The sequence below is a fragment of the Bradyrhizobium sp. Ash2021 genome (assembly GCF_031202265.1).
Taxonomy (GTDB): domain Bacteria; phylum Pseudomonadota; class Alphaproteobacteria; order Rhizobiales; family Xanthobacteraceae; genus Bradyrhizobium.
Window position 1 is genome coordinate 16,155 of the sequence record NZ_CP100605.1, and the last position, 22,210, is coordinate 38,364.

Annotated in this window: 24 protein-coding genes and 1 pseudogene; 16 read left to right on the forward strand and 9 right to left on the reverse strand. The window is 62.5% G+C overall.

What is annotated here, in order from left to right; all coding sequences use genetic code 11:
* Positions 1-13 precede the first annotated feature (13 nt).
* From NL528_RS44930 to NL528_RS44945, 4 genes are all read right to left on the reverse strand, one after another.
* Positions 14-277, reverse strand: coding sequence for a hypothetical protein (locus tag NL528_RS44930; protein WP_309185648.1), 264 nt, complete (start codon positions 275-277; stop codon positions 14-16).
* On the reverse strand, positions 278-892 hold the full coding sequence (locus tag NL528_RS44935) for a DUF6088 family protein (RefSeq protein ID WP_309185853.1): 615 nt from the start codon (positions 890-892) through the stop codon (positions 278-280).
* A gap of 238 nt (positions 893-1,130) precedes the next feature.
* On the reverse strand, positions 1,131-2,210 hold the full coding sequence (locus NL528_RS44940; RefSeq protein WP_309185854.1) for a nucleotidyl transferase AbiEii/AbiGii toxin family protein: 1,080 nt from the start codon (positions 2,208-2,210) through the stop codon (positions 1,131-1,133).
* Positions 2,194-3,060, reverse strand: coding sequence for a DUF6088 family protein (locus NL528_RS44945; RefSeq protein ID WP_309185649.1), 867 nt, complete (start codon positions 3,058-3,060; stop codon positions 2,194-2,196). The genes NL528_RS44940 and NL528_RS44945 overlap by 17 nt, the downstream gene beginning before the upstream one ends.
* On the opposite strand from NL528_RS44945, the gene NL528_RS44950 reads away from it, so the two are divergent.
* The 3 genes and pseudogenes from NL528_RS44950 (at position 3,059) to NL528_RS44960 (ending at position 4,858) form a co-directional block, all read left to right on the forward strand.
* Positions 3,059-3,229 (forward strand): hypothetical protein, encoded by a 171-nt coding sequence (locus NL528_RS44950; protein ID WP_309185877.1) that lies wholly within the window; start codon positions 3,059-3,061, stop codon positions 3,227-3,229. The genes NL528_RS44945 and NL528_RS44950 overlap by 2 nt on opposite strands.
* Positions 3,230-3,316: 87 nt before the next feature.
* Positions 3,317-3,886 (forward strand): annotated as a pseudogene (locus tag NL528_RS44955) (ArdC family protein); the annotation flags it as partial.
* 660 nt (positions 3,887-4,546) lie between these two features.
* Positions 4,547-4,858 carry a DUF736 domain-containing protein gene (locus NL528_RS44960; RefSeq protein ID WP_309185651.1) on the forward strand — a complete coding sequence of 104 codons (312 nt, stop codon included), beginning with the start codon at positions 4,547-4,549 and terminating at the stop codon, positions 4,856-4,858.
* A gap of 315 nt (positions 4,859-5,173) precedes the next feature.
* Here the strand turns inward: NL528_RS44960 and NL528_RS44965 are convergent, their stop codons facing one another.
* From NL528_RS44965 to NL528_RS44980, 4 genes are all read right to left on the reverse strand, one after another.
* Positions 5,174-6,097 (reverse strand): nucleotidyl transferase AbiEii/AbiGii toxin family protein, encoded by a 924-nt coding sequence (locus NL528_RS44965; protein ID WP_309185653.1) that lies wholly within the window; start codon positions 6,095-6,097, stop codon positions 5,174-5,176.
* Positions 6,087-6,707: a type IV toxin-antitoxin system AbiEi family antitoxin domain-containing protein gene (locus NL528_RS44970; protein WP_309185655.1), complete on the reverse strand. Its 621-nt coding sequence runs from the start codon at positions 6,705-6,707 to the stop codon at positions 6,087-6,089. The genes NL528_RS44965 and NL528_RS44970 overlap by 11 nt, the downstream gene beginning before the upstream one ends.
* A gap of 246 nt (positions 6,708-6,953) precedes the next feature.
* Entirely contained in the window at positions 6,954-8,120 is a 1,167-nt protein-coding gene (locus tag NL528_RS44975) for an RHE_PE00001 family protein (protein WP_375144129.1), read from the reverse strand.
* Between the two features lie 302 nt (positions 8,121-8,422).
* The gene (locus tag NL528_RS44980; protein WP_309185657.1) at positions 8,423-8,722 is read right to left on the reverse strand and encodes a prevent-host-death protein; all 300 of its coding nucleotides are present in this window, start codon (positions 8,720-8,722) and stop codon (positions 8,423-8,425) included.
* Between the two features lie 125 nt (positions 8,723-8,847).
* On the opposite strand from NL528_RS44980, the gene NL528_RS44985 reads away from it, so the two are divergent.
* The 12 genes from NL528_RS44985 to NL528_RS45040 all read left to right on the forward strand — a co-directional run bounded on the left by NL528_RS44985 (position 8,848) and on the right by NL528_RS45040 (position 19,627).
* On the forward strand, positions 8,848-9,126 hold the full coding sequence (locus tag NL528_RS44985; RefSeq protein WP_309185659.1) for a type II toxin-antitoxin system Phd/YefM family antitoxin: 279 nt from the start codon (positions 8,848-8,850) through the stop codon (positions 9,124-9,126).
* Complete coding sequence (locus tag NL528_RS44990; RefSeq protein ID WP_309185661.1) at positions 9,123-9,560, forward strand: type II toxin-antitoxin system VapC family toxin; 438 nt, start codon at positions 9,123-9,125, stop codon at positions 9,558-9,560. Before NL528_RS44985 ends, NL528_RS44990 begins: the two co-directional genes overlap by 4 nt.
* Positions 9,557-9,865 (forward strand): hypothetical protein, encoded by a 309-nt coding sequence (locus NL528_RS44995; RefSeq protein WP_309185663.1) that lies wholly within the window; start codon positions 9,557-9,559, stop codon positions 9,863-9,865. The genes NL528_RS44990 and NL528_RS44995 overlap by 4 nt, the downstream gene beginning before the upstream one ends.
* Positions 9,866-9,878: 13 nt before the next feature.
* Positions 9,879-11,051 carry a site-specific integrase gene (locus NL528_RS45000; protein WP_309185665.1) on the forward strand — a complete coding sequence of 391 codons (1,173 nt, stop codon included), beginning with the start codon at positions 9,879-9,881 and terminating at the stop codon, positions 11,049-11,051.
* Positions 11,052-11,428: 377 nt separating this feature from the next.
* A complete protein-coding gene (repA, locus tag NL528_RS45005) occupies positions 11,429-12,649 on the forward strand; it encodes a plasmid partitioning protein RepA (protein ID WP_375144132.1) in 1,221 nt (406 codons plus the stop codon).
* Positions 12,649-13,665 carry a plasmid partitioning protein RepB gene (repB, locus tag NL528_RS45010; protein ID WP_309185667.1) on the forward strand — a complete coding sequence of 339 codons (1,017 nt, stop codon included), beginning with the start codon at positions 12,649-12,651 and terminating at the stop codon, positions 13,663-13,665. Before repA ends, repB begins: the two co-directional genes overlap by 1 nt.
* Before the next feature lie 261 nt (positions 13,666-13,926).
* A complete protein-coding gene (gene repC, locus NL528_RS45015) occupies positions 13,927-15,159 on the forward strand; it encodes a plasmid replication protein RepC (protein WP_309185668.1) in 1,233 nt (410 codons plus the stop codon).
* 160 nt (positions 15,160-15,319) lie between these two features.
* Positions 15,320-15,643: a hypothetical protein gene (locus tag NL528_RS45020; protein ID WP_309185669.1), complete on the forward strand. Its 324-nt coding sequence runs from the start codon at positions 15,320-15,322 to the stop codon at positions 15,641-15,643.
* A gap of 239 nt (positions 15,644-15,882) precedes the next feature.
* On the forward strand, positions 15,883-16,659 hold the full coding sequence (locus NL528_RS45025) for a ParA family protein (RefSeq protein ID WP_309185671.1): 777 nt from the start codon (positions 15,883-15,885) through the stop codon (positions 16,657-16,659).
* The gene (locus tag NL528_RS45030; protein WP_309185672.1) at positions 16,637-17,617 is read left to right on the forward strand and encodes a ParB/RepB/Spo0J family partition protein; all 981 of its coding nucleotides are present in this window, start codon (positions 16,637-16,639) and stop codon (positions 17,615-17,617) included. Before NL528_RS45025 ends, NL528_RS45030 begins: the two co-directional genes overlap by 23 nt.
* Positions 17,618-18,035: 418 nt before the next feature.
* A complete protein-coding gene (locus NL528_RS45035) occupies positions 18,036-18,554 on the forward strand; it encodes a MobC family plasmid mobilization relaxosome protein (protein WP_309185673.1) in 519 nt (172 codons plus the stop codon).
* Positions 18,551-19,627 carry a relaxase/mobilization nuclease domain-containing protein gene (locus NL528_RS45040; protein ID WP_309185675.1) on the forward strand — a complete coding sequence of 359 codons (1,077 nt, stop codon included), beginning with the start codon at positions 18,551-18,553 and terminating at the stop codon, positions 19,625-19,627. Before NL528_RS45035 ends, NL528_RS45040 begins: the two co-directional genes overlap by 4 nt.
* Before the next feature lie 28 nt (positions 19,628-19,655).
* Here NL528_RS45040 and NL528_RS45045 read toward each other — a convergent pair whose 3' ends face one another.
* Positions 19,656-20,030 carry a hypothetical protein gene (locus NL528_RS45045; protein WP_309185676.1) on the reverse strand — a complete coding sequence of 125 codons (375 nt, stop codon included), beginning with the start codon at positions 20,028-20,030 and terminating at the stop codon, positions 19,656-19,658.
* A gap of 455 nt (positions 20,031-20,485) precedes the next feature.
* On the opposite strand from NL528_RS45045, the gene NL528_RS45050 reads away from it, so the two are divergent.
* Positions 20,486-22,204, forward strand: a complete 1,719-nt coding sequence (locus tag NL528_RS45050; RefSeq protein ID WP_309185678.1) for a DNA methyltransferase — start codon at positions 20,486-20,488, stop codon at positions 22,202-22,204.
* Positions 22,205-22,210: the final 6 nt, after the last annotated feature.

Genomic DNA, 22,210 nt, shown 5'->3' on the forward strand with positions numbered 1-22,210 from the left:
CGTCGCGCTAGGGTCAGAGAAAATCTTGCAGCCGTGCGAGTTCAATGACATGCGCGGCCGATAAGACCTCGGTAATTAGTGGGGGCTGCGGCGCCGTATGGATTTCATATAAGTGACGCGTCGTTCCAGGCTTGGCCATGAACTCCCGTATGCTTGCCGCCAGCGTTCCTTCAGCCACCATGTATGGACCCGTGCCGTCATTGCGACGCGCATTGTTCAGCGAGGGCCATTTGCGAAGGATGGCAGGAACGTCAAATTTAACGTGAGGTTCGGTCATTCATTCATTCGTCGAGTCGGGCGAACTTATCCATCGCGCACCGGACGTGTTGGCGATAGAGACGAGTGTCGGCCGCATCCAAGCGGGCGCCTGAACGGCGCTCGTGGCGAGTGTTTTCTTGTCGCTCGCTGACAGCCGGAGGGCGGCGACGCGAGCGACGTCGCTCGCCCGCACCAAGCCGAGATGCCGCAGCGCCTGAACGACCGTGCCGGCGGGACTGCCCGGAGCGATCAGGTGCTTGGGCGAGGCGTGACGCAAGTCGACGACCCGTCTGCCGAACACGACGCGGCGAGACGGACCATCGGTCAGGTAGGTGCTCTTAGCCGGAATCTGGGTGGACAGGCCGAGAGCGTTCGCCGCGCGGGCGCCGGCGATCTGCACTTGCGAGCCGGTCTCTCGGGCGAGCGCATGCGCGACGTCATCCGGAACGGGCGAGAGCGGGCCGAGCTTCGGATGCATCTTGGGGAAGTCGTAGAGGCCACGCGCTAGGCGGCGCAGCCGACCGCTTTTGGCCAGGCGGGACAGCGCCTGATCGACCGCCGCGCGTCCGGCCATGTCGAGGAAGTCGCTGGGCGTAAAGACGCCGCCGCGCCCGCCTGCGCGGGCGCGCCTCATGATCCTGTTCGGAACCGATATGACGGTCGTTTTCATGTGTCAGAAAATAATATGCCTTTTTCTGACATTCAAGAACTGGTGCAGCCTTGCCGCCAGCTCGGCGATGAGGCTTTCGCCTTGGGATCGCGGTCGCAGAGCTCGCCGCCGAAACGTCGCTTCCTTAGCAGCGTGACGATGGTTTCGTCTACGCCGCGCTCGTCTGCCTCTTGCTTCGTCCCGACAGCTTCCTCCAACTCCCTCATCGCGCTGCCCCGCTTTCGCTTGCGCCATTCCCGTTCAGACGCGTCTCCAGCGAGCTGATGCTCTCGAGCACGGCCTCGAAACCCGGTGGGTCACCGAAGATCATGCCTTGCATTGCCCTGTAGTCGACGCGCAACTGCTCGATCATCGCGTTATGCGGGCTGAGCGCGAACGAGCCGGGCGCAGCACTCGCGAGATCGAAGTCCGGTCGATTGAAGAACATCCGGGTATGCGCGACGCAGTCGGCGCCGAGCGCCGTCTCAGCGATAGCGGCTTCGCCGACCGGGCCCCCGGCGAGTAGGTGCAAGTCATAATAATGACGGGACACGCGTTGGCCGCCCCCGCGCAGCTCGCCGCGCTTGTCGAACCACCGTCGCAATCCGTGGAGGATGACGACCTTGTCCCAGAAGGTGCGTTCGGGATCGACCGTCCGCACAGCCGGCACGGTCAGGTCAAGCGCCGGCAGATCATCGTCGACATAGGGCTTGATCGGCACTTCGCTGTTCGGGTCGAGCGCGGATTTCGCGCCCGACTCGATTTTGATTGCCGCCCGCACATAGTCCGATCGGGGTGTCGCGGCGGGATACCAGATCAGCAGGGTCTGTCCGTCGGGATCGGCGTCGTCCGCTTCCACCCGCGCCGCGCCGGCATCGAGGCCGGCGGCGTGGAGCTGTTTCTGCAAGATGACGGTCAACTCGGCACGCAGCGGGTCGTTGATATAGGCTTGGCAGGCGTCCTTTATCGCCTCGAGACGCGCCCGACGTTTCTTACCGCTTAGGGCGTCGAGCTCCTCGATGGTCGCCGGCTCGCCGATGTCGTCCCGAAACACCGTAACATCGATGTCTTCGGAGAAGCGGTTGATCAGACCGAATCCCTTGGACAAGGAGGTCCCACCCTTGAAGAGGAGGCGGGCTCCTCCCTCTTTCAGGCCGTAGAACAAGGCATCAAGAGTCCAGCAGACCCAGAAGTCCTTCTCGATGTTCTGGGATGCCGTGCCGAGGCGTTGCGCCGTCGTATCGAAGGCGCTCAACATCGCGTCCGACCCGGCGGCGAGAACCTCATCAAATGCCGGGTTCATGCCTTCGCCGCCCGGGTTGTCCCACGCTTGGCGGTTCGCTTTTTCTGGGTCGAGAGCGGTTTCCGCTTGGGACGGTGACGGCAGCCTGATGCTGATCATCGTCACCGTCCCTTCTTCTTTGTCGATGACGATCATGATCTGCACCCATATGATCAGCATCAGCAGCAGCATCGCGATCATCATCGATGTGCCGACGACGAGCACCGGTATCGCCTTCGACGAGTGGCTTGAGAAACACCCACATCCATGTCGACAGCGCCGTCATACCGGCAGTGAGATCGGCCTTGAGCGGCGGTCCCGCGGCCGGATCTTCGAAGAGCTTGCCGAGCTTGCGCTTGACCTGATCGCTCTCCCCTTCCCGTACCAAGACATCGCGCAGCCAGTGAAGCGCCTGGACGACGCGCATCGCCGGTCGCCCGGCCCAGAACAGCTTGCTGGCTGCGGTCGGACGGAAGGTGATCGTCACGTTGCCGAGTTTGATCGCGCGGCGACGAGCATCGGTGTGCACCACGACTTTGGCCGGGACGGCGTCAGTAAGGCCCAGATCGTTCGCCGCGGTCATGCCGTCGACAAGCATCCGGGTTTGGTCGCGTCGCCCGACGGCGTCGATAACCGAGCGCGGATCGGGCGGATTGGGTTTCTGGGTGAGCTTGTTGAAACCAGGCTGATCGTAGAGGCCGCGATCGATCCGTCTGAGGGCTTCGGCCTTCGTCAGCCGCTGCAATGCCTTGTCGACGGCGTCCCGCGAGGCCAGATCGACGAAATCACGGGGCGTCCAGACCTTGCGCGGGACGTCCGCATGGATGCGGTCGAGCATGGCTGTCTTCAGATCGAGCGAGTCGGTTTTCATGTCCGAAAACTGTAGCTCTTTTTCGGACAGAATGGCGGCCGAGGGCGCCGTCGCCGCCTACGAGCAGGTCATCGGCGAGGCCTGGAAGCCTTTCGAGCGGCAGGTCGAACACGCCGGTGAAACCGTCACCAAGAAGGCCGCTGTGGCCCAGATGGCGGCTTTCGAGTAGCCGCCAAGGCGGGGCTTCGGCCCCGCCTTTCATACCTCGCAACTCCGCGGGCCGGTCATGAGACCGGCCCTTTTTTTGTCGCTGGCGGACATCCCCTTCCTCAAAGCCTATACCGTCTTTTGCGTCGATCAAATCGATGGCTTGCCGGAGCATTATTACGGTCGGCCGGCCGTTGTCGCATCAACGATCGAGCGCGACGCGCACGCCGACGCTTTCTTTGCCAACACCGGCGCGATTGTTCGGCACGGCGGCTCGATGGCGTTTTACGCGCCCTCGTCCGATCACATTCAGATGCCGCCGATCGAAAGTTTTCGCGACACGGCCTCTTATGTCGCCATCAGAGCGCATGAGACAGTGCATTGGACCGCTCCTGCGCACCGCGTCAATCGCGATCTCAGCCGTTACAGCAAAGATCGTAGTGAGCGTGCACGCGAAGAGTTGATTGCCGAACTCGGGAGCTGCTTCCTCTGCGCGGATATCGGGATCTCTCCCGAACTCGAACCGCGGCCGGATCATGCTAGCTACCTCAAGTCGTGGTTGGAGGTATTATCTAGTGAGAAGCGCTTTATATTCTCGGCTGCCGCGCATGCGCAACGCGCCGTCGCCTATCTGTACGACCTGCAGCCGAAGGCAGCAGGCGTCGAGGAGGCGGCATGATGAGCGCACAGCTCGTCGACTCCCGCCGGCGCTCGACGGCCCTTGGTTATCCGGCAATCGGCGCAGAGACCCCGGAACGTTGTCGGCTGCGCGGCGGCCTTCCCCGCGCCGACTGTCGGGACCCGAAACTTGGCCCTGCTTGCCTTGCCTCGGGGAAAGATGGCGCTCCGGCGTTCGACGGGTCGTCGCTCTGCCGAGCAAATATCGCTCGCGGCCTGCGGTCTCACGTTGCGAGCCAGCGGACTCTTGACGACCAAACGACGCGATCGCCTCCTCGGTTCGGACTTCGACCCACGAGCCTGACGGGTTTGCCAGATGCGTGCGGTCCGCGGCCGGTTCTGTTCGTGATCACGGCTTCGATGGTCGCTGTCGTGTCGTCGGGCCGTTTCGGTTGGCTCGCCCACGTCGTCCTCGATTTGGCATGTCTGACCGAAGGTCGTCGTCGCTTAAGCGCCGTCTCGCTCTTACCCCGCAACAGCCGGTTGCGACTTTCTTCCCCTGGCCGCTGCGCGTCCATTCCTCGCGCAGACAAGAAAGTCGCGCCCTGGCTGCCCTTTACTGCGTGTCGGCCCCTGCGGGGTGCGGGTCGATCGCCTTCGGTCTGTCGCCAGCCATCGAGGCCGCGATGGGCGCGGCCCGAGAAACTGAAAGGACACGACAATGGCAACCATCGGCACCTTCACCTCGAATGGCAACGGCTTCACCGGCTCGATCCGCACGCTGACGCTCAACGTCAAGGCCAAGCTGGTCCGCGTCGAAAACCCCTCCGACAAGGGTCCGCATTTCCGCATCCTCGCGGGCACAGTCGAGCTGGGTGCCGCCTGGCAGAAGACCGCCAAGGACACCGAGCGCGACTATCTCTCGGTCAAGCTGGACGATCCGAGCTTCCCCGCTCCGATCTACGCCACCCTGATCGAGGTCGAAGGCCAAGAAGGCCTCCAGCTCATCTGGTCCCGTCCCAGCCGCGACTGAGGGCCCGCGGCAACGGCCTCGCCGAAAGGCGGGGCCGCTTCTGCGTGGACACCGCCAGCACATCGGCGCGCGCTCGATTCTCGGCGACAGGTTGCCGGCGACGGAGGCTGCCGGTTGAGCGCTTGGCAGAGCTCATCGCCGCGGGCTGAGGCCACCGCGCCGATCGCGAATTATGCCGTCAACCGCACTGGCGTCTATTGCATGGCGTTGACGGCAGGCCACACCGCTCCCAGTCCGGTTGAAACCCGAATCTCAGAGCGCCCCGCGCCGCACTTTTCAACGCGAACCTGCACGGCGGTAAAGGACGATCGATCATCAAGGCCTGACAGGGCTTGCCACTTCCGGTGTCCACGGCCCGCTCGGCCGCCAAATTCGTTCTTCCTCCGATCCGTCGACCAGCGGCATCAGGAAGACGCGCAGATCGGCGACGGTAACGGCGAAAACATCCGGTGCGGCGGCCATCCGGTCGCGGCCAAGGAAGGCGCGCCATTGAGCGGCCCATGCCTCCGCATATTCATCGGTAAGGCCAACAGGAATATCGGACGGAAGCACTGCTGCGCGTCGTTCGAAGGTCCGCTGAACGGCCTCGGCAAGGGCGGACCGGCGAAGCTCGAACGTTCGGGAGATCACCCAGAGATCATAGAAATCCTTGAGCCGGCTGTTGGCCACGCCGAGCGTAACCAGCGCCTCGAATTTCTCGGCCACCACCGTCTCGACAGGATAGGCCCGAAGATGCGGCGCCGGCGCGTCCAGCAGCGCGGGATAGTCGATCTCGACGGCCGCAGGCGTAATCGCGTCTCCAAAGCCAATGTCGACCTGGATCGAAACACGAGCCCCCGCGATGGTTGCCGTCGTACGGACCCGCACGCCACCATATTCCGCCTCGTCGCGGATCGGGGCCGCCGTCAATGCAACGATGTCAAACGTCACGCCGTCATCGGCAACCGGCTGCGCACAGATGGACCGGAAGGTTTCGGCAATGGCCTCGGCATCGTTGTCGCCGTTGCCAAGCAGATCCAGATCTCGCGTCGGCCGGAACGGGTCGGTGACCCAGGTTACGAAGAGCATTGCTCCTTTGAGGATGAAGCGGTCGCGATGCGCTGACACGCTCAGCCGGTAAAGCAGGCGCTCGAGCGCATATCGCGTCAGGAGAATCTGAAAATCCGATCTTTCGGCGCGTGCCCGATCAAGGAGCCGAGCTCGCACCGATGCGCCGATGTTGCGGGGCTCACGCGGCATCGGACACCATCGCTTCGACGTAAGGGCGCATGGTCGACCAGACCCGCGCCTTGCGCGCGTAACACCAGAGCTGGTCCGGCTTGCACCGGCGGCGGCGGAGGCCCTCGCGCAGCCCCTCCATTGCGACGTCGAGACCGACCTTGGTGCGGTAGCGGAAGCAATCGACGATTGTCCGCGCGGGATCTGTGATGGGAACGTCGACATTCTCGATGCTGTGACGCTCGACCCCTTCAGTCAGCGCCGACCCAGTGAAGCGCACGAACCGAATCGGCGGGTATTTGATCTTGGGGCGCCAGGCAGCTCGGTCGATCGCCATCCATACTGCCGATGGCATCTGCAGCGTCAGTTCGTGGTATTGGAGCGCCGAGATCAGGCAGATCACCCCCTTGGGAACCAGAACAGCTGCTTCGGCAAGCGCATGGGCGGCCTCGACCTGGGTGTCCGGGAGCTGGTAGAGGCCGCGCGCCGGGCGGACGACCGCTTCCTCTCGGACGAGACGGGCGAGGGTTTCCGGTCCAATGCCCTCGGCAACGAATTCCTTCAGCCGGAGCATTCCCCGAGCCTTCAGGAGATCGAGCGCGCGAAGTCGCTGGGCGTTGGTGGATGTCATGATAGGTGACGTTTCCTCTGGTAGTTTGAACTATAGCGGAGGTTTTATCACAACATTACCGGCTCGGAAATTCCAATTTCGCGAGGACCATTGACTGTATTGTCGTCCTCGGCCCGAGGCACCTTTTCGAAATCACAAAGAAACGCGAATCTTCCGTCTGAAATCTTTATACAAATTTCGGACAAAACGGTCGGCGACACCGGTCGAATCGCACCGTCCAGGGCATGCTTGGGAGGGAAAAGTTCTTCAAAGAATCCCCCACGCCCGATAGCGTCCCCGCCCGGTCGCCTCGCGCAGGCCGAGCTCGGCGACGAGGTTTTGGGCCGCACGGGATGTGATGCTCAGCTCCTGCGCGATCATGCCGGCCGAGACGATCGGGCGGGTCAGCACGTAATCGAGCAGCGCCGGCAGGTTTGAGGTGGCGCGGCGGCCGGCGAGTTTTCGGGCGAGCAGGTTTTTCGTCATCAGCCAGCGGTCGTGATCCTTGAGCCCGGCCTCGGCCGCGGTGGAGATGGCCTCGAGCTGCACAGCGAGCCGCGCCGCGGCGTCGCGCGGCTGCCGGCGCTCACGGGGAATCGCTTTCAGCCCGACACAGAGACAGGGCAGATGCCAGCGGGTCTTGCCGCGGTGGCGCAGCAGCGCGGCGGCGAGCAGGCGGCCGAGCCAGGGCGTGTGCTCGAGCGGTTCGACCGCACCCCAGGCCTCGGCGGCGAGCGCGGCCGCCAGCGTCGGCGGCACGCCGCGGGTCTGGTCGACCACGCCGCGCCAGTCGGCGAGACGGGCGTCCTCGTCCCAGTCGGGATCGTAGACCAAAGGGTCGCGCTCCGGCCGGGTCCGGCGCTCGCCCGCCAGCGTCCGCTCCGCCCTAGCGTTCGCGGCGTCGACCGCGGCGAAGGCGGCCGCGAGGTGCGGGTCGGTCGCGATGACGCCGAACGACGCGTCGGGGTGCGCCTCGACCGGCCCCCCGTCGGCGTCATCCTCGCCGGAGTCGTCCCCCCGTTCTTTCTTCCGGTCGCTCGTCTCGTTGCCTCCCGTCCCCTCGTCCCGGTCGCCCGGTCTGCCGCGGCCGCGCAAGGCGGCAAGCCCGGTGGCCGACAGCGTCCAGTCGGGTTTTTCCGCCGCGATGCGCCGGCGGGCGCGCAGCACGGCATGCGCCCGGGTCAGCTCGTGGGTGGGGGCGCGGACGTCCATGCCGGCGTCATGGAGAACCAGATCTTCGATGTGGACGAGCTCGCCGTCGAGCCACAGGCAGGCCGCGGCATCGGTATAATGGGTGCGGCTGATCCACCCCTCTTGGATCGGGCTGTTGGCCAGGCGTTCGTCGAGCCGGGCGAGCGCGTCCTCGGCCGCGGCGAGCGGCCCGGCGAGCTGGGCCCAGGGCAGCGGATCGGGGATTTTGTAGCCGGATACCAAGGTGTTGATAACCTTAACGGGAATCGGTCAAACGGAAGCTAGCACGGAGTTGTGTTCCGTCATAGCGAGGCGGGTTCCCGGCCACCTCTGACTATCGATAACCAGCCCTTATCGATAGCGTTGGACGTCAGCACGCAAATCAGCAATTCTGGCCGTCCGGAAGTCCGGACATCGTGTCGTCTGGGCACCAAATCGACCTGAGAGCCCGCCCTGCTGAGGGGCTTTGCCCTTCCGGAAGACAAAGTCCCCTGCCCTTCCGGTCGATTTTGGCCCCGGCGATCCGCGGGTGGGCGCGATCGCGGTCAGGAATCGTCGAACAGGCTGTCGCGAAATGCCTTGTCGGCCGGCCGTCCCCTGGCGGCATCGCCGCGCGCCCGAAGTTTTCGGGCGAAGTCGACGCCAACCTCGACCACAGACGCAAGCTCGGCATCGAGATATTCGAAACCGGGCTCCATCTCGCTGGCTTCGACCGCCGCGATCTCCTCGTTCAGATCCTCTGTCCGATCGACCCGGCGATCGCGGGCGACCGCCTGGTACGGGTCGGTTGCCTCGGCGGCTTCGGGCGTTGGGGCGGTCTTCAGCTTGTCGGTTTGGAAGGCCATGACGCACCCCTCCTTTCGGTTGCCGACAATAGCAGCGCGGTGGCAGCAGGTGAACCTCGCCACATTGAAAATCTCCCTGAGGTCGCTTATAGTCACATTAGTCATTATAGTCATAGGAGCAAGCTGTGACCGCATCCCAAAAGTCCCCCGCGCACGGTTCGGGCCATTGGACCGTGGCCGGAGCCAAGGCGCGGCTGTCCGAGGTGATCGAGCGGGCTCAAACCGAGCCTCAGATCATTACCCGCCACGGCAAGCCGAGCGTCGTCGTCGTCTCGGCCGAGGAATGGGCGCGCAAGACCGTCCGCAAAGGCACGCTTGCTGAATTCCTGCTGACCTCGCCGCTGCGAGATGCCGATCTCGATCTTGAGCGGGTCCGCGATCAGCCGCGTGACCTCGAGCTATGAAGGTTCTGCTCGACACCAATGTGCTGTCAGAAGTCAGGCGGCCGGCGCCGGAGCCCAAGGTGCTCGCCTGGCTCGATACGATCGACGAGGATCGGGCCTTCATCAGCGTGGCGTCGATCGCCGAGCTGCGGCGGGGCATTGCACTGATGGACGACGGCCGGCGTCGCGAAGCGTTGGCCGCCTGGCTGGCGGTCGAGCTGCCGGGGCGCTTCTCGGGACGAATCTTGCCCATCGATCCGGCGATTGCCGAGCGTTGGGGCGACGTCATGGCGCAGGCGCGCCAGAGCGGCTTTGCGCTCTCCGTCATGGACGGCTTCTTTGCAGCAACGGCGCTCGCCCACCAGCTCGTGCTCGCGACCCGCAACACAAAGGACTTTGCGCCCCTCGGCGTGCCGCTGTTCAATCCCTGGACCGATGAAAGCGAAACGGGATGACCGCTCCTGTTCGCCTTCCGGATGCCGCCTCGCTCGAAGCCGTCCTGACCGGGCTTGATCCCGCCTCTGCCTATGCGGATCGGGTCCCCGCCCACGCCCGCGCATTCCCGGGTTTCGAGTTCCGCATCGTGCGCATCGACGACGACTATTGGCTCGGCTGGATTTTCCTGATGACCTGCGGCCTCTCGGTCGAGGCCGGCATCGGCCAGGCCATCGCGGCCGGGCTGCGTGAGCGGCGCGTCCGCCTACCTCACGATGACGCGCGCGGGCTGCTGCGCTTGGCGAACGAGCCTTATGGATTCTGACGGAGCGCCACCCATGGACGACATCACCTCCGGCGCGCTGGTCTCCGACCCCGAAACTCGGCGGGCGCTGCAGCTCGACACGCTCTCGGCCATCCTGCCGATGGAGCGGCGCGACCGGCTCGCCGAGCTCCTAACCGACGACGACGTTGCGACGCTCAAGCATCTCGCTCAAGAAGGCCTCGGCGAGAACTCGTTGCGGGCGCTGGCCTCCGATCTCGCCTATCTTGAAGCCTGGGCTCAGGCCGCGACCTGTGCGGCGTTGCCGTGGCCGGCCTCGGAAAGCCTCGCGTTGAAATTCGTGGCGCACCATCTGTGGAACCCGGCGAAGCGCGAGACCGATCCCCAGCACGGCATGCCGGCTGAGGTCGCCGCCGCGCTACGCAAAAGCGAGATGCTGCGCAGCACCGGCCCGCATGCGCCTTCGACGGTCAAGCGGCGCCTCGCAAGCTGGGGCACCTTGCATCGCTGGAAAGGGCAGGAGGGTCCGTTCCGCTCGCCCAGTTTGCGCTCGGCACTCCGGCTGGCGGTCCGGGCCAGCAACCGGCCGCGGCAGCGCAGGAGCAAGCGGGCGGTCACCCGCGACGTCCTTGACCGTCTGCTCGCTACCTGCCGGTCCGACCGCCTGGCCGACACCCGCGATCTTGCCATCCTGCTGCTGGCGTTCGCCTCCGGCGGACGCCGGCGCAGCGAGGTGGCGCGGCTGCGGGTCGAGCAGCTCAGCGACGAACCGCCGGTCCCGTTTAATCCGCAGGACCCAAAATCCGAGACGTTGCCGTGCGTGGCCATTCAGCTCGGCCGCACCAAGACCGGCCAAGCGGATGAGGCGGGGAGGGTGCTGCTGGTCGGGCCGCCGGTTGAGGCGCTGCGCGAATGGCTCGAACGGGCCGACATCAGCAAGGGGCCGATCTTCCGTGCCATCGACCGTTGGGAGGCGGTGGAGGAGGGGGCGCTGACGCCGCAGTCGATCAATCTGATTGTGAAGCGGCGCTGCGCGCTGGCGGGCTTGGAGGCGAGGGAGTTTTCCGCCCACGGCTTGAGATCCGGGTATCTGACGGAGGCGGCGCAACGCGGAGTTTCCTTGCCGGAGGCAATGCAGCAATCCCAGCATCGATCCGTGCAACAGGCGGCCAATTATTACAACGAAGCAGATCGACGACTCGGTCAAGCTGCACGGCTCGGTGTTTGAACGGCCGCGGCCCGAGGCCGAACGTAAATTCGGCTAGTCTAGCGGCGGGGTGAAAAGGGGTAGACTGGACGTCGGCTGGGACGCGATTCGGGCCATTCGAGGAGAGTTGACCGCGGTCAACTTTCTCTTGATCGGGGGGTGATCAGCCTTCGCGTGCGGGCCGGAACCTGTCCAGCGGATGCACGAGCGGGTGGTGGCGCGAGGTGGGATCTCCGTGGAGTTGACCGCGGTCAACTTTTCCGGGAGGGGCCCAGTATGACTGTTAAGGATTCGTTTACCCTTTAATTGTTGCGCGATCGGCCAGAATCGGGCGTACTAGCCACGCTTTGCGCATATCCTGCATCCGAAATTCGTAACTACGCGAGAAAGCCGTGGCCCTGAACGACCAACAAGCGATCGCGCCAATCCCGTCGGCCGCGCTCCCATCGATCCACGATACGATTGCGGCCGACGCGCGGGAACTCTCCGCGAAGCTTCATGCCCATCGCATGAAGCTGTTCCCGCCAAAAGCTCGCAAGAACCTCCGCCGGTTTACATCCGGCGAAGTCGCTAAACTCGTCGGTATCAATGACGGCTACCTCCGCCAATTGTCGCTGGAGGGAAGGGGCCCTCAGCCTGACACCAGCCCATCGGGTCGACGGTCGTACACATTCGAAGACATTCAGAGCCTTCGGGCTTATCTCGACGAATCCGGCAAGGGCGTGCGCCGATACCGACCGCATCGCGTCGCGGGCGAACAGTTGCAAGTCATCGGCGTCGTCAATTTCAAGGGTGGATCAGGCAAGACCACCACCGCCGCGCATCTCGCTCAACATCTCACGCTACAGGGATATCGGGTGCTCGCGGTCGATCTCGATCCGCAGGCCTCGCTCTCGGCGCTGCACGGCTATCAGCCAGAGTTTGACGTCGAGGAAAACGGAACCCTCTACGGCGCCATCCGCTATGACGACGCGCGTCGCGAGCTGGACGAGATCATTCGACAGACTTACTTTTCGGGGCTCGACATCGTCCCCGGCAATATCGAACTGATGGAATTCGAACACGAGACCCCGAAAGCGTTAGCTATGCGCCAGTCGGGTGATCCGCTGTTCTTCGCCCGCGTTGCCCGTGCCCTCGCCACCGTCCAGGACCGTTACGACGTCGTCGTGATCGATTGTCCGCCCCAACTTGGGTTTCTCACGCTCTCCGCGCTCTGCGCGGCAACCGCGATCTTGATCCCGGTGCATCCACAAATGCTCGACGTCATGTCGATGTGCCAATTCCTCATCATGACATCCGACCTCCTCGCCGTCGTCGCCAAGGCAGGCGGCAACATGAATTACGATTGGATGCGCTATCTCGTGACGCGCTACGAGCCCGGTGATGGACCGCAGGCCCAAATGGTCGGCTTCATGCGCTCGCTGTTCGGCGATCGCATGGTCACCAATATGATGCTGAAAAGCACGGCGATCTCCGACGCCGGTATCACGAAGCAAACACTCTATGAGGTCAGCCGCGATCAGTTCACACGCGCTACCTACGACCGCGCGATGGAATCGCTGGACAGCGTCAATGGCGAAATTCAAAGCCTCATCCAGACCGCATGGGGGAGGGCCTAATGGGTCGCAAAAACCTGCTTGCTGACCTCATGGACGACAAGTTGACCGCGGTCAACGAACCGCTGTCTGGTGAGCCCAGCGACAATCGGAAACCTTCCCAACCAACACTCGGATCGCGCGGGGCAGTCGGCGCCATGAGCCGCTCGCTCGAGATGTTGTCCGCGGAGCGCGATGCCGCCAAGGCCCTGACCGAACAACTCACCACCGGTCAAGCCGTCGTTGAAATTGATCCAGGATTGATCGACTCCTCAATCGTTCCGGATCGCATGACGGGCGTCGACGAGAAGCAGCCCGCTCTCGTCGAATCGATTCGCGCCAATGGACAATTGGTTCCGATCCTCCTTCGCCCGCATCCAACCAGTCCAGGACGATTTCAGATCGCCTATGGCCATCGTCGCGTCCGTGCGCTTGCCGAACTTGGCCATCCCGCGCGGGCCGTGGTCCGTGACCTGAGCGACGAAGACTTGGTGGTGGCACAAGGCAAAGAGAATGGCGAACGCGAGGATCTGTCGTTCATTGAGCGGGCAACTTATGCCGCCGCGCTCGAGGATCGTGGATTCAAGCGTGAGATCATCATGGCGGCGCTCAGCGTCGACAAGACAGAACTCTCCCGCCTCATCTCCGTCACGAGGGCCCTGCCACGGAGCCTGGTCGACGCGATCGGGCCAGCGCCGAAAACGGGCCGCCGGCGCTGGATGGAGCTGGCAGAGCGGATGGTGGGTCGCCACGAACAAAAGGCATTGGCTGACAGCGTAGCTAGCGATCGGTTCGTGCGTGCTACTTCCGACGAACGGTTCGCGATCACGTTCGCCGCGCTGGCGCCCCGCAAGCCCAAAGCTCCACGGCCGACGAGTTGGACTGACGACGACGGCAAGAAAATCGTGAAGATCGAACGTCGCGCAGATAGCGTCACGCTCGCGCTTGATGAAAAGGCCGCGCCGGCGTTTGGAGACTTTGTGATTTCGCGGCTGCCGGAACTCTACCGCGCTTTTCGCGAGGGACGCACCGATGAATGACATCGCGCGTCTCGCCCCTTTGGATATGGCGCCGTCCGGACCTCTCATGGTCAGGCGACGCGATGCGTACCCGCGTTTCCGTCCTCTAACCGTAGGAGCATAGCGGAAAAGAAAAGGCCCCCGAAACGTCTCCGTCCGAAAGCCTTCTCTCGTCATGTTTGGCGACTGACAGAGAATCACTTTCGCGAATCGCAGTCAAGCGTCTTTAGCGACGGCGCCGTTTTGGCGAGCAGATTTTCTTTGCCCGCATGAGGCAAAGACATGCAGTCACACTCTCCAACGACGCCCTTTGGGCGGCGATCGCTGACGCTCGCGCATGTGGCGAGCCAAATGGGGGCTACGGCGCGGCCCCCTGAAAAGGTCGTGCACAAATGGAATGTTTTCCACGCCATCTGTACGGCGCGGCCGCGCCTTGGGGTGTCGGAGCGCTCGCTTTCTGTGTTGAACGCGCTTTTGACCTTCCATCCGGAGACGGCACTGACAGGGGAGGACGACCTTATCGTCTTTCCGTCCAACGACAAGCTGACGTTGCGGGCGCACGGCATGCCCGCTTCGACATTACGCCGCCACCTCGCCGTCCTGGTCGACGCTGGATTGATCATTCGGCGCGATAGCCCAAACGGCAAACGCTACGCGCGGAAAAGCGGCGCCGGCGAAATCGAGCTTGCCTTCGGCTTCGATCTGTCACCGCTCGTCGTGCGGTCAGAAGAGTTCGAGCACCTGGCGGCCGACATCGAAGCAGAGGCGCGCGCGCTCAAGCTTGTGCGCGAGCGCATCACGTTGTGCCGGCGCGACATCGCCAAGATGATTGCCACCGGCATCGAGGAAGGCGTCCCGACGCGCAGGGGAGGGCAGGGGCCGGCCGACTGGCAAGAAGTCCACGCCGCCTTCAGGGCAATGCTAGCCCAGATTCCGAGGACCGCTACGCGTCAGCAGCTCGAGCCGATCGCCGACGAGTTGTCTCAACTTGCCGACGACGTGCTCAATCTCCTGGAGGCACACATTAAATCCAAGAATCTGAGCGCCAATGAGTCCCAGTCTGAGCGCCACATACAGAATTCAAATACAGACGCCCCTATTGATCTTGAACCTAGCCTCCAAGAAGGCAGGGCGGGGAGAGCTGAGCCAAAACTTCAACCATCGCGAGTCGCGGAAGGTTCGTATCCGTTGGGAATGGTCCTGAGTGCATGCCCGGACATCGTCGATTATGCGAAGGGCGGGATTTCGAACTGGCGCGATTTCCTGGCCACCGCGGGCGTTGTGCGATCGATGCTGGGGATCAGTCCGAGCGCCTGGGAGGAGGCGCAAACCGTCCTGGGCGAAATGCAAGCGGCGGTCGTCGTCGCATGCATCCTGCAGCGTGGGACCACGATCAGATCAGCTGGCGGCTACTTGCGCGGACTGACGCGAAAAGCGGAGGTCGGGGAATTTTCCCTTGGGCCGATCCTGATGTCGCAGATCAATTCCCGGCTCCACGAAAAGCGACGAGCTTGAGCGATGGGAAGACCGGGGACTGTGCCGGATTCCGGCTTGAGCGGCCGTAGCGAGGTCGTTCGGCTGCATTGCGGGCGATGTTGCCGACCTTACGCGAACCGGTGTCATAGGGTCTTCCTCGGCTTCGAGTTGTCGCTCCCCGTTGCATGGCTGGATTCCTATGGCCGCCGACGGCTCGGTCGACCGCTGGAGAAGATTTTTCGCTTGCCGGATCCATCCGCAAGCGGGGGCTCCGCTGGATTCCTTGCGCTCGCCGTTCGCCGCCAAAAAATTCTTTGCCTTCGGCCGGGTGCCGCGCGCGCTCGCCCTCTGCCCGCGTCTCGCGGCTTCTGCTCTGTTTCGTCGTTTCGGCCGTTACGGACATCGTAACCTGGCGCAGGCCCCAGAACATTGTTGGTTCAAACCAACAGGGCAGGGGGCGCGGCTGGGCTTCCGGTTTCGGTTGTCTTCCGTCAACACCACCGTCGCCTGTCCAGTGATGTGAACTGGTTTCGACTCGGCGCCTTCTTTCTTTTGGATCGGTCTACCTGACTCTTCTGGCAGGGGATTTTGTGCCCGGATTTCAGGATTGTGCGGCACGCGCTGATCCGTAGCGGGTGTTGGTTCAAACCAACAGGGGCGATGAAGCGGCCGGTTTCATCAAGATCGTGCCAGCAGGCGCAGCACGGTTGGAGGGGGAAAATCGATGAAACGGGCGCAGATAGTTTCATCAAGGTTCACCCGATGAACACGATCGTCATCAACAATCAAAAGGGCGGCGTCGGCAAGACGACGCTTGCTGTGCATCTGGCCTGGTTTATGGCGGAAGCTGGCCGCCGGGTTCTGATGATCGATGTTGATGCGCAGGGCAACGCGACAGACACGCTCAGGCAGCATACAGGGTCGACCTCGGCGGCCGATCTCTTCAAGCCGGCGACCCGGCTCGTCGCCGGCGAAAACAGCGGTATCACGCTGGCGCCGGCCGACAGCTCCTTGACGGATATCGATCGCGGCAATGCTGCTGCCGTCATGACCCTGCAGCAGAATCTCGCCGATGCCGCCGAACGGTTCGATATCTGCGTGATCGACACTCCGCCATCGCTTGGCCTTCGCAGCGTCGCTTGCCTGGTCGCCGCCTCGCATGTGCTGGCGCCGATTTACCTGGAAGATTATTCCGTAAAGGGCGTCAAAGGACTGATGCAGACCGTGATCGGTGTTCAACGACGGTACGGTCGCCAGGACACGAGATTCCTCGGCCTGCTGCCTTCGAACTTCAATACCAAGTCGCCTCGCCAACGAACGCATTTGGAGCAGTTATTGCGCGAAGCGGGCAAGTACGTGTTCCCAGGCCAGATTGTTGCAAGGGATGGTTATGCCGAAGCCGTTGCGGAACGGGTTCCGGTGTGGAGCTTGAAACGCCGCTCGGCACAAGAAGCGGGTCGAGAAATCCGCGCGGTTCTCGCCAAGATCGTAGAACGGCTCGATCAGGAGACGACGAATGACGCTCGATCTCAGCTTTAAAGAACTGGTCGACGCCGCTGCAAATCCTAACGCAGCAACCGGGCGGCCGCTCTTGGTCGCGATCGACTGCATTGACGAAGACCCCGATCAGCCACGCCGTAACTTCAGCGAACAGGAACTGGAGGAGCTGTCACAATCGATTGGCGAGCATGGCGTGCTGCAACCCATCATGCTTCGTCGTTCCAATGAGGTTGGACGATACGTCATCGTCATGGGTGCGCGCCGGTACCGTGCTGCGCAGCGCGCGGGGCTGCGTGAAATGCCCGCATTCGTTCAAGAGGTAGGTTTGCCAGACCGATACGCGCAGATGATCGAGAATATCCAGCGCGATGATTTGCGCGCGCCTGAGATCGCGCTGTTCATCGCAGACCGGTTGGACGCCGGCGATACCCAAGCGGACATTGCGCGCAAGCTCGGCAAGCCAAGAGACTGGGTGTCGCGCTACGCTTCGGTTCAAAGCATGCCGGAATTTCTCCGGGCGAGACTTGAGGGCAGTTCGATCCGTGCTCTTTATGAACTCTACCAGGCTTGGCGCACGCATCCGGGCGAGATCGAACGGCTGTGTGCGACGCAGGACAGCTTCACCGACGCGCAAGCTCGGCAACTGGCCCGGGACGTACGCGCCGCGGCCGACCGCGCCAATGCCCAGGACCAATCGCCTGCTGGACCACCCCGATCCGAACGATGCGATCTCCTGCCGGAAGCAGTTCTGCCCCGCGCCGCTGCGAAAGGCCGGGAGGCAGCAACCGATCATCAACCGCCAAAAACTCGCGTCGTTTCACAATCGGCAGCATCGCTGGCAATCAGAGTTCGATATCAGAACCGGGCCGGACAGCTGGTTGTCGATCGACTCGCGACGCAAGGCTCCCGTCACGCGGTGGTGTTGGTCGATGGTGCGGACCATGCAGAAGAAGTTCCGGCGTCGGCTCTCACGATCGAGGAGATCCTGTCGAGATGAACTCGTTCGACACCTTCGCAGCCGCAGAGACAGACTACCGGCGTGTGGCGACGGAGCGACTTTCCCATCCGAAAGATGGCGCGTTAGCGCAGCAGCCGAAGGCCGAACGCGCTCCCCATAGCGCTGTAGTGAGGCCGCAGGCTGCTGGAAAGTCGCGGTCCACATCGCCGACGTTAGTTAGCGTGTTCGTTTCCCTTGCTGCCGACGGATACGTGTTCGCGATGGCTACCTGGTCAAAGGGGGACCGCGGGCAGAATTTGGCAGAGAGGGCAGGGCCCGTCGAGCGCTTCGGCGTGGCGAGCCCTGAATACAAAGAGTGTTGGTTTGAACCAACACCGAGGGGTACGTTTTTTTGCTTTCTAGTGCAGGATAGGCTTCGCGCCAGCGATGTATTACATCGCGATTGGGATTGGAGTGCATGGCTCTGATCTCGCTTCGCGTCTCCGACGAAGTCGCGGCGGAGTTCTCAGTTCTGGCAGCTACCCAGGGCGGCAAATCCGCGCTGCTGCGGCGTTTCATTGCTGATGCACTAGATGCACCATCGCGGCGCATCTCGGCGTTGCCGGTCGGACGGTCGGAGAAGGTGACGGTGCGATTTCGCGAGAGCGAGATGCGGCAGCTCGCGGAAGTTTCACATCAGCGTGGCATGACCCGAACTGGCTGGATCGTCGCGCTGGTGCGCTCGCGATTGGGCTCGCCAGTGCGGCATTCCCCGGACGAGCATGCCGCGCTTCGCGCCATTGTTCGCGAGCTCAACCGGATCGGCGGCAACATTAACCAGGTCGCGCGCGCCGCAAATACCAGTGTGCTGCAGGGCAGGGCGGTTGAGCCCGATCTGTCCGCAATTCAAGAGGCCAAATTGGTCATCGAAACAGAGCTGGCACAATTACGTAATGCGTTGAACGGTAACGCGGATTATTGGGATGGGCGGCGATGAGTCGGCGATACTCGCCGCGCCCAACCGGCTTGGCCTCCGAACTTCCGCCGATCTCGTACGTCTGGGAAACGCCCAATCGGCGTCCACGGCGGGCCGAGTGGGATATCCCCGATCCGGCCGCTCCCGGCCACCTTACGCCGGCGATGCGTGCAAAGCTCGAACGCATCGTGCGCCGAGCACCAGAGGTGATGGTCAAGATCACCGGTCGCACCAAGGGCGTGGCGCATCTCAAGTCGCACCTGGCATACATCACGCGAAACGGCGAGCTTGATGCGGAAACAGAGCAGGGGGCGGCAATGACGGGTCGTTCCGGATTGAAAGACCTGCAGCAACGCTGGGAGGATGATGCCGGTCTCGACAACAAGCGCCGCCGCGATGGATCGCTTTCGATCAACATCATTTTGTCGATGCCGGCTGGCACCGACGCTGTCGCGGTGAAGGATTCAGCCCGGGCATTTGCCATCGAGACGTTCGAGGGCAATCACGACTACGTCTTCGTCCAGCACCTCGACGACAAGCATCCCCACGTGCACTTGACCGTTCGGTCCTTGGGTCATGACGGCAAGCGCCTCAACCCGCGCAAGGCGGATCTTCAGGCCTGGCGGGAACGGTTTGCCGCGGAGCTTCGGCTTCGCGGGATCACCGCAGAGGCCACACCGCGGCGCACCCGCGGACGGGTTCGAAAGGCCGATCGCGGCGCGGTGCTGGCCTTGCGCAAGCGCGGGATTACCTCCGAGGTCGATCGACTCACGCGGGAGGAGGTTCTCCGTGAGGTAAGGGCCGGCAAGACGACCGAACGACCATGGGACGCCCGAATCCGGTCACGTCAGGACGCGATCCGGCGGCGATATCTCGACTACGCGGCTGAGCTGCAACGCTCTGGGACGGCGCGCGATGACGCGCTTGCGCGACAGATCCGTCAATTCGTGAAGGATATGCCGGCGATCGAAACCCGCCGGCATGTGTTGAAGAAGGAGCTTTCGGAGCTTGCCGATAGCCGGCGTCGCGGCGCGGAGCAGGGCGTCAATATCGAACAGCGGGGTGATACGCGAGGCGACGAACGCAGCAAGTAACCAACCGCGTGTCTGGGCTTGTAATAGGTCAACCACTATTTGGGCTATGCCGGATGGACCTGGAATTTGCCGCAACGTTCGATGCGCCTGGAATATACCCAAGTTGCTGCTCCAGGGCGACCAGGGCTTGGCGGGCTACCTCCAATGTAGCGGTGGCCTTGTTCAAGGCGTCCCACGCTTCGTTAGATTGCGAGACCGCCGCCATGCCGGTTTGAACCAGATTGTCTTCGACCGATGGTGACCAGTCTTCGAGGATTGCGCGTTCAAGATCGGGGAGCATCCGCGTGAGCGCTCGCTGCGCGGTAGCTTCCTTTTGTTCCTGGCTTTCAACCGTGGCGAGGGCTTTGCGATATTGCCCCAGCGCCTCGATGGTTTTCTTTTCAAGATCGGCTTGGTCGCTCAATGGCTTTCTCTTCCGATAGAATGTTCGAGCCACTAGATGCCACTGTGAAACAAACGAAGGTTTAACGCCGAGCAAGCAGTGGCGATGCGTTGAAGAGATCAATTCTTGATCCAATTATTTGTCTGGCCCCTTGAGCCCGGCTAGCAGGATTGCGAAGTCACCATCAACAGGCTGCTCGATGTCCTGGACGAGGAGAAGGTCGTCGCAGCCGTGTGGGAGTTGGATCCGGCGGCGAAGCCCAAAGAGCAAGAGGACTGCTGTCCATCTCAGGAAGATAGCAAGGGATCGTCGGCATCTTTGTTGCCCGCAGAGCGATACCGCACGACAACTTCGATGATTTCGACGACTTGGATTCTGACGCAGACGCGTAGAAGTTTCATATTTCAGCAACCATGTCCTCAACGGGAATCTAACCAGCCTGCCTTATTCTGGTCGCTGGGTAGGAGACCCTTGCGATGACCAGAATGGACGCCCGCCTGAACGGCGGCGGCGGTAATCGGCTGTACTTCGGTGACAACCTTACGGTGCTCAGGGAGCACGTGAAGGACGAGTCCGTCGATCTGATCTATCTCGACCCTCCTTTTAATTCAGACGCCAACTATAACGTGCTGTTCCGCTCTCCGACCGGGCAGGAATCTGACGCGCAAGTGGAAGCGTTTCGAGATTCGTGGGAGTGGGCGGACGCCGCCCGAGACGCCTACGCCGACGTGATCGATGCAAACGGCGACGTTGCCCTGGTCGTCTCAAGCCTCAAGAAGTGGCTCGGCGAAAACGCAATGATGGCCTACATCGTGATGATGGCCGCTCGCCTCATTGAACTTCGGCGAGTGCTTAAACCTGATGGTTCGCTGTACCTGCACTGCGACCCGACTGCGAGCCACTATCTCAAATTGGTTCTCGACGCGGTATTCGGTCACGAAAAGGCTCGAAGCGAGATAATCTGGAAACGAACCAACGCTCGTGGTACAAAAGGGAATTGGCCGCGGCTGCATGACACAATCCTCATGTACGGAAGCGAAAACGCCAACTTTATTAGCCAGACCGCGCCTGCCGACAAAGCCAAACTCCCGCATACGTTGATCACCGGAAGTGACGGACAGAAGTATCAGACGTTTGAACTCACCGGCGCCGGGGTCACCAAAGAAGGTGAAAGCGGGAAGCCGTGGAAAGGATTCAACCCCACGGAGATGGGCCGCCATTGGGGGAATAACCACCGCCAAATGAATGAGTGGGACCGTGCCAAACTGATTCACTGGCCGAGCAACGGCGGTTGGCCCCGTCGAAAAGCTGCGACTCCGTTTGACCCGGAATCTCGGCGTGTGATCGTAGGCGACGTATGGACAGATATCGACCGCCTTAACCAGACAGCTAAAGAGCGCTTGGGTTATCCGACGCAGAAGCCCCTTGCCTTGCTTGATCGGATTATACAGGCCTCTTCCAAGCCGGGTGACGTCGTCCTAGATCCGTTTTGCGGTTGTGGAACGAGCCTCGAAAGTGCGCAGAAAAATGGTCGTCGGTGGATCGGCATCGACGTTGCGCACTATGCGATGACCCTGATCGAAGGGCGGTTGAAGGCGAAATATCCAACCGTTGACTATTCGGTTCACGGCCGGCCGACGGATCTGGCGGGTGCGCGCGAACTGGCACGCCGCGACAAGTATCAGTTTCAATGGTGGGCAGCTTGGAAGCTCGGATCGCAAACCTATCGTGAAGACAAGAAGGGTGCCGATCGCGGCATTGACGGTAACATCTATTTTCACAACGGCCCCTACGGGGTCGGCCGCATCGTCGCTTCGGTGAAGGGTGGCGAGCACGTCGGAGTGCAGATGGTGCGTGATCTCCGCGGCGTCATTGAGCGCGAAGAGGCTGAGATGGGAGTCATGGTCACTCTCGCAAGCCCTACCGGCCCAATGCTGTCAGAGGCCGCGAGCGCAGGCTTTGTTCGAAAATCCGCACATGGTCGTTTGCCTCGCCTGCAGGTCGTATCGGTAGCGGATATCCTTGCCGGGCACACGCCAACGCTTCCGCCATTGCCGCAACCTGAGCGAAAGCAGCCAGCGGGTCGGAAACGAGCCCACGCCGATCAAATTGAAATGATTTTCCCGTTCGGTGGCGAGATCATCAAACCGCAGGAAGGCGTGCACGTTGATCCGCGATTTAGGCGTTTTGGTTAGGTAGAC

Excerpts from the sequence above, each read along its gene's own strand:
- NL528_RS44930 (WP_309185648.1), bottom strand. The coding sequence starts at position 277 with ATGACCGAACCTCACGTTAAATTTGACGTTCCTGCCATCCTTCGCAAA.
- NL528_RS44935 (WP_309185853.1), bottom strand. The coding sequence starts at position 892 with ATGAGGCGCGCCCGCGCAGGCGGGCGCGGCGGCGTCTTTACGCCCAGC.
- NL528_RS44940 (WP_309185854.1), bottom strand. The coding sequence starts at position 2,210 with ATGAACCCGGCATTTGATGAGGTTCTCGCCGCCGGGTCGGACGCGATG.
- NL528_RS44950 (WP_309185877.1), top strand. The coding sequence starts at position 3,059 with ATGTCCGAAAACTGTAGCTCTTTTTCGGACAGAATGGCGGCCGAGGGC.
- NL528_RS44945 (WP_309185649.1), bottom strand. The coding sequence starts at position 3,060 with ATGAAAACCGACTCGCTCGATCTGAAGACAGCCATGCTCGACCGCATC.
- NL528_RS44960 (WP_309185651.1), top strand. The coding sequence starts at position 4,547 with ATGGCAACCATCGGCACCTTCACCTCGAATGGCAACGGCTTCACCGGC.
- NL528_RS44965 (WP_309185653.1), bottom strand. The coding sequence starts at position 6,097 with ATGCCGCGTGAGCCCCGCAACATCGGCGCATCGGTGCGAGCTCGGCTC.
- NL528_RS44970 (WP_309185655.1), bottom strand. The coding sequence starts at position 6,707 with ATGACATCCACCAACGCCCAGCGACTTCGCGCGCTCGATCTCCTGAAG.
- NL528_RS44980 (WP_309185657.1), bottom strand. The coding sequence starts at position 8,722 with ATGGCCTTCCAAACCGACAAGCTGAAGACCGCCCCAACGCCCGAAGCC.
- NL528_RS44990 (WP_309185661.1), top strand. The coding sequence starts at position 9,123 with ATGAAGGTTCTGCTCGACACCAATGTGCTGTCAGAAGTCAGGCGGCCG.
- NL528_RS44995 (WP_309185663.1), top strand. The coding sequence starts at position 9,557 with ATGACCGCTCCTGTTCGCCTTCCGGATGCCGCCTCGCTCGAAGCCGTC.
- NL528_RS45000 (WP_309185665.1), top strand. The coding sequence starts at position 9,879 with ATGGACGACATCACCTCCGGCGCGCTGGTCTCCGACCCCGAAACTCGG.
- repB (WP_309185667.1), top strand. The coding sequence starts at position 12,649 with ATGGGTCGCAAAAACCTGCTTGCTGACCTCATGGACGACAAGTTGACC.
- repC (WP_309185668.1), top strand. The coding sequence starts at position 13,927 with ATGCAGTCACACTCTCCAACGACGCCCTTTGGGCGGCGATCGCTGACG.
- NL528_RS45020 (WP_309185669.1), top strand. The coding sequence starts at position 15,320 with ATGGCCGCCGACGGCTCGGTCGACCGCTGGAGAAGATTTTTCGCTTGC.
- NL528_RS45025 (WP_309185671.1), top strand. The coding sequence starts at position 15,883 with ATGAACACGATCGTCATCAACAATCAAAAGGGCGGCGTCGGCAAGACG.
- NL528_RS45030 (WP_309185672.1), top strand. The coding sequence starts at position 16,637 with ATGACGCTCGATCTCAGCTTTAAAGAACTGGTCGACGCCGCTGCAAAT.
- NL528_RS45035 (WP_309185673.1), top strand. The coding sequence starts at position 18,036 with ATGGCTCTGATCTCGCTTCGCGTCTCCGACGAAGTCGCGGCGGAGTTC.
- NL528_RS45040 (WP_309185675.1), top strand. The coding sequence starts at position 18,551 with ATGAGTCGGCGATACTCGCCGCGCCCAACCGGCTTGGCCTCCGAACTT.
- NL528_RS45050 (WP_309185678.1), top strand. The coding sequence starts at position 20,486 with ATGACCAGAATGGACGCCCGCCTGAACGGCGGCGGCGGTAATCGGCTG.